Source organism: Nostoc sp. (assembly GCF_036919815.1).
Lineage (GTDB): Bacteria > Cyanobacteriota > Cyanobacteriia > Cyanobacteriales > Nostocaceae > Nostoc.
In genome coordinates, this window is sequence record NZ_JBALCE010000013.1 from 58,709 (window position 1) to 64,708 (window position 6,000).

The 6,000-nt window shown below is 38.4% G+C and carries 4 protein-coding genes; 3 read left to right on the forward strand and 1 reads right to left on the reverse strand.

The genetic code is table 11. The features are described 5' to 3' along the window. Window positions 1-304 precede the first annotated feature (304 nt). From V7K15_RS04505 to V7K15_RS04515, 3 genes are all read left to right on the forward strand, one after another. Complete coding sequence (locus tag V7K15_RS04505; RefSeq protein WP_334903392.1) at window positions 305-1,129, forward strand: hypothetical protein; 825 nt, start codon at window positions 305-307, stop codon at window positions 1,127-1,129. 432 nt (window positions 1,130-1,561) lie between these two features. Beyond that, window positions 1,562-2,809, forward strand: a complete 1,248-nt coding sequence (locus V7K15_RS04510) for a hypothetical protein (RefSeq protein WP_334903394.1) — start codon at window positions 1,562-1,564, stop codon at window positions 2,807-2,809. 9 nt (window positions 2,810-2,818) lie between these two features. Further along, entirely contained in the window at window positions 2,819-4,237 is a 1,419-nt protein-coding gene (locus tag V7K15_RS04515) for a hypothetical protein (RefSeq protein ID WP_334903396.1), read from the forward strand. Between the two features lie 624 nt (window positions 4,238-4,861). On the opposite strand, the gene V7K15_RS04520 is transcribed toward V7K15_RS04515, so the two are convergent. Then, window positions 4,862-6,000, reverse strand: a 1,139-nt coding sequence (locus V7K15_RS04520) for an ATP-binding protein (RefSeq protein ID WP_334903398.1), incomplete at its 5' end; no start/stop codon positions are given.

The window sequence follows — 6,000 nt, forward strand, 5'->3', positions numbered from 1 at the left end:
TTGTTATTAACAGTGATAACAACAGGCTTCATATAATGGAGTAAAAATTACCCTTCACATGACGGGTAATTTATCAAAATATTGTCCCAAAATGATAACGACAAAAATTACCCACATCGTTGTGGGTAATTTTTTTAGAGCATTATCAAAATTGATAACCGAAATATAAAATTTACCCGAATCAGTTCGGGTAAAACGTACATCAACGCTAAAAATTTTAATAACAATGATAACAAACGGATAAAAACTATAGACTTTATATTGAATTATTGTTATCATAACGTTATCGTGTAGTGATAACGTTATGGCATCCAACCACTTCTTTTCAGGCAGAATTCCAAATGAGCTTTATGAGGAAGCAAAAAAACACTGTGAAGAAACTGGAGATAGTAAAACTGAAGTATTAATTAAAGCATTATCTGCTTACCTTAACTTTCCAATAGCAATTCCTGGAAAAAATATTATCACTCATAACCCAGAAGTTACCAAAGAAATGTTTGAAACTCTAGAAGAAAGAATAAAAATTTTAGAAAATACCCTAAAAGGCTTACCTGCAAATGTTATCAATAATAATAACAATGATAACATTTTAGAAATCTTTGATAATAAAGCTGATAATGAAAAGGTAGAGAGTATAAGTCAAGACATTATTAAAAACGATAACAAACTTAATAACCAAATAGAAAAAAATAATAACCCTTTAGAAAATATTGATAACAGAACTGATAACTTAGATATAAAATTAAATAAAATTAGTGTTATCACAGATGATAACACTAATAACAATTATAAAGATGAAGAAATAGCAGTGGAAAAACAAGAAAATCAACCCAGTTTTAAATCGATACTTAATGGCGAAGTTTCAACAAGAGCAAATATAGCAATTCGTCAAATTTCAAGACTTGCAGGAAAAGCAGTAGAGAAGTTGAAGCAGCAAGGAAAAAATGTAGAGCCAAAGCAATTGTTGGAAGAACCAATTGAAGTTACCCAAAGAGAAGGAATCAACATCAATGGATATCCTTATAAACTTTTTTACTTAGGAGAAAATTTAAAAGAGAAGTCTATTTGGGACTTAATACCTGATGATAACGCTAGTTATCAGACTGTAATCATAGAAAATAAACAATAAAAATATTATTCTTCCAATAAATAACGATTAGCTATTGCTTCTCTTGCAGCTAAAAACACTTCGTACATTTCTTCTTGCTTAATACTAGTTCGCTTCTCATTAGTAATCTCTAAAATATAATCATTTAGCTTTCTTTGTTCTTCATATATTTGGCGAACTGCCCTTTTACCAAATTTATCAACTAGATATTTAGGTAAGTTTTGAGGGATATATTCATCCCTTAATCTTCAAGGACAAATAATTGACAACATTTCGTCACAAAATTTTTCCTTAGTCGAATTAATTAAGCAGAAAATTCATAATGCGGAACTTTCTATTAGAGAGCGTGAAGGTGAAGACTGGCCTAGAGATATAAAACCAGTTAGTACCTCTCTTTGTGCGATCGCAAAAGCTTGCTTTACTAAAGGAGCAGCATTGCTTGAAGAGGAGGCAATGCAAGTTGTTGAGTCAGCACAGTCACCAAGAGATATTTTGACTCGTTCACAACTGTTGCAGATTCTTAACCAATGTCGTGATCAAGGGCTACTGCTGCTCCGAAGTATACCTCCCAATGATCCTTTCGAGGCTGAAATCCACACTTGGGAGCCAGCATATGAGACTTTGACTGATTTCTTGTTGGCGTGGGAGGCGTATCAAAACGTTAAAAATTCGCTCAATAGTCCTGATATGCCTCCATACCTAGTGAATCGAACAGCATCTATTACGTTAGCAGTCTATCTTCTTGGTAAGGATGGATGCAATTTCTTTACCTCACAATTGTGGAAAAATAACCTAACAGGCCAGCGTCGAGAAGATTTCCAACTCATGGCGCTTTCAATGATGCCCCCTCAGCAACAAGAAGCGTATCGTGACTGGGTGCTTAGGCTGTTTGACCGAGATATGCCCACCTGCCGCAACATTTTAGAACTCCTGATTATTCCTGGGCTAAGAATACCTGACTACATCTACGGAGCAAAATTTGTTCACGATGCTCTTTTGCCTATGGGAGTGGCAGAGCGAGATATATTCTGGTCTGGGCCACATCAAATACCCCATAATCATGGCGCTAAATGGGAGGGTTATGCTTCTGCTGTGTTAGAGGAACTTGAATTAGCAGAGGATGATCCTTGGGATTCAGCACCTTTGCTAACAGCATGGGCAACCACCACTGTCAATAACGATAACCGAAGACGAATTCGGTCTGCTCTTGCAGATTGGGGCTGTGACAAACCAAGTGAACTTTTGGCGCTTCTAAAAACTGCTCTTCAAACTAATGATCCTCAAATGAGGGAGGATTTATTCTTAGCAGCGTATGGTGTTTCTTGCCTTGTCCGACCTAACGAAACATGGCTATCACTGTGCGAGTGGATTATTAACAGCTTTTTCACTCCTAATGCACCGTACCGCACAAATAATATAATCATCAGGCACTGCGCTCGTAGCCTGGTTGAAAGGTGTCTTGTCTGTGGTGTTCTGATCACAGAAAAGTTTCTAATACATCTACACAAACCGTATGTAGATGCAAACGAATTACTCCCAATTGATAAAGAATGTGTTAACCGTATCAATGAATACTATGGTATTGAGCCAGCCACTCGTGATCTTGCTTGGTATGTTGTACCTCAAGCAATAGAACCTTTTTTTGATACCAGCCATTTTGCAAGAATGGCTAATTCAACGTATAGAGATCCTGGCGAATAAAACAATAACATGGATGAGCAAATTGATGATTTACCACCAGTAATAACAATCCAGATCACTTTATTGGATGATAAGAGTGAATTTTCTGAATTACAGAATAAATCACACCGTTCTCCCCAGTACTCTCGGTCGGCTCAAGCACTTCTGAAACATCACGCCAAAGCCTATAATTTACCAGAGCTAACACCTAAATGTCTTGCTTTTGCTTTTGTTAGAGCTTATGCCTTAAACCTGGGTTGCTCTAAAGACATTTTCATTGGAAATCCTCAAGGTGGTAAGCCTGGTGAGATTGTGGGTGCAGATATTGCTATTTCACGCCAGTATCATGAAGCAACACATGGTCAGCAAAGTTCAATGGCTTCCTTCGGTGAAAAGTATGTTTGGGCAGCCACGCATGAACTTACTGGTTTTCTAGCTGATCGCGTAACAGCATACGATTGGAAGCATGAACCCCATAAACCTCCTGTAAATCTGGGGCTGCTGGCTGAAGTGAATAACCCAGCAACTGATATTGGTTACGGTCAGTTAAATTCAGGTTCGGTTTTGGAGTTTTCAGAACTTATTCCAGATGTTGATTTAACTGAACCACTTCAAATTGATAGAGTCAATGAGTGGTTACAGAAAGCTCCTTTACCACCAGTTGAGCCATTGCTTTTGCCTGGATCAAGCCAATTTATAGAGTGGGCGCAAGACCACGAATGGTTGGTCTTGAGGGCATTTGTGAAAAGACGGCATATAGATAGTCAGGCTGAATCCATTTTCTGGGCATCAAGTTTTGCGTTCCCGTCGTTCGCATCTTCTCTTATGGAAGAAAGTATATGTGATGTAAGAATACAGGACTTACATAATTTTCGGGCGATTGTGGATGTAATGGAAACGTACCAAGATCCATGTGAAGTAGTTTGGGCCCCCTGGATTCGAGAAGCAGAAGGAATTATCCATCCTGTGGTAAATCATTCAGCCGGACAACCTAAAACGATTCCCTTACTAGCATTAACCTGTAAAGTTGATTGGCGCAGTCCAGATGGTGAAGCAGAAGATTGGTTGCCAGCAAAGTGGCTAAGAAGGTTATTGGGGATTGTGGATTTCCACGCAGGGCTATTTTTGAATGCAAATGGGGAAATCCTAGCTTTTACTATAGAACAAGCTGGTGAAAGCTGGGAGAGGCATGAGTGCCAGATTCTTGTTGCTCGCTATGATGTGGTTATTGATGCCTTGAAAGCGAGGAATTTGGCCTTGGGTTGGGGAATTCGGCTGTATCGTGAGCCATCGTATCCGCTTAATATTCTGTCAGATGAGAAAAGGATGTATCGAGACTGGTGTGCCACTGTGTTTTATTCAGGTGACAGTTTAAAGGTTGTCACCTCTGAGGATTTGATTCGTGGCTGGGGAGAAAACGCTTATGAACCCAGGCAAACCTCTTCATAGCTTGATTATTCACTTAATCGGTTTTCTCTACCTACAAGTTCGGTTATTGGCCATGATTTTGCTAAACTAATAATCATAATTAAGTTTTTTAGTCATTCGGCGTGTCACGGGTTCGAGTCCCGTCAGTTCCATTACAAGGGGCTGTAGCTTAGTTGGTAGAGCAGCCGATTGTTATAAGCAAAAGGTTAGGAATCGCTACATTCTTACCTTTTGCTATTTTTACTCCTGAGAATACTAAAGTGTAGTAAAAATAACATTGATTGCGCTAGTAAGGTATTTACTTTACGTAAGTACTTTTTTTCGGAATAACATCACTAATTACGCCTATTGTAAGGTGCGGTAACTGCGGATAGTGTTCTCCCTAATCAATGGAGGCATGAGGAATGCTCGCATTTTTTTATACTTTTTGCAGGAATGGCGAAGCTTCAGAAGCAGTGTAGACAATTCCTACTTTTAACTTTCATCTAAGCCAAGCGTGGACATCCCAGTCACATAAACATAATGAATTAAAAAATAGCTAAAAACCAAGCTGGTTAAGAGTTACAAGAATTTAAAATTTTGCAATTTTACAGATATCCTCTCATCCAGTCACATGACAGTCACATAAGAATTGTAGAAGACAAATCATGCCCAAAATGGTACATACTTAGCATGTTTGCGAGACATATTTTCTGGATCGTAAGGTTTTATCAAGGCTGTGTCGATTGTGTCTGATATGATTCGGGATGCCATTGAGTAATTCTCGTCTTTGATAGAGAACCGCTCTCGTAGTGATGAGTTCGTCATGCGATCATTGGATACATAGCGCAAACAGGCATGTTGGTAGCAAGCTCGGACTCGATCCGCTTTGTCCATATCCGCTAACTTCTTATAAGCAAAAAGTGTGACTTTTGTGTGATTAGCTGTGACTTGAAATTCGGGGGCAGGCAACTGGAAAAGCTCTACCATTAAGATAACTTTATCAATACCGCTTCCCCGCTCTTCACAGATGTTAATACGGCGCATAAAAGCAGCTAAATCCTCGTTACGAGAACGAGGTGGTTCATCAATAAACCGCATTGTATCGATAAGCGGTACACCTGGATTACTAATCTCAATTCTGTCAGAGAAAATTTCAATGAGTGGCCCTGTACCACTTATATTAAAATCTTGGTGAATAATTGCATTCGCAACTAATTCTCTAATAGCAAGTTCTGGGTACATCCGTTTTTCTCTGCGAAATGCTTGACCAATCTGCTCATTTTTAGGTAGTTGGTCATTAATAAACCCTAGCATTTCTTCAAAATCAGTAGCATAACCTTTAATGCCAGTTTGCTCTCGCTGGCTCTCAACCCTATTCTTACCTTTGTAGATTACTACTCTAATAGCCTTTCGAGACAAGCGTTCAAAGTTTCGTAAATCTTTTCCAAAAAGAATACCTCCTAGATTTGTTATATCAAAGATATTACCTGTTTTTTGGACAATAAGTCTTTCCGAGAGTAGTCGTTGTATTATGCCATCCCGATTATCTGGCAGACTTTGTTTTGTCAAATCGAAATAAGCTGGGTAATTTATATTTTTTATGACCTCATCCGCCGTTAAGCTTTCTAAAGCGATACTTTTTTCAAATAGCTCAAGCGAAAATAAAGCCCATAATTCCCGCTCCTTCTCAGGAAAATCTTTAAGCAACTTTTTGTAACTACCTACACGGATATACTCAAGTCCTTTGAAGCGAACAGGAACATGGTTTGCTTTAGGTATCTCAAAAAAAACTATATTTTTTT

Coding starts and splice junctions, on each gene's coding strand:
- V7K15_RS04515 (WP_334903396.1), top strand. CDS start 2,819: ATGGATGAGCAAATTGATGATTTACCACCAGTAATAACAATCCAGATC.
- V7K15_RS04505 (WP_334903392.1), top strand. CDS start 305: ATGGCATCCAACCACTTCTTTTCAGGCAGAATTCCAAATGAGCTTTAT.
- V7K15_RS04510 (WP_334903394.1), top strand. CDS start 1,562: ATGCAAGTTGTTGAGTCAGCACAGTCACCAAGAGATATTTTGACTCGT.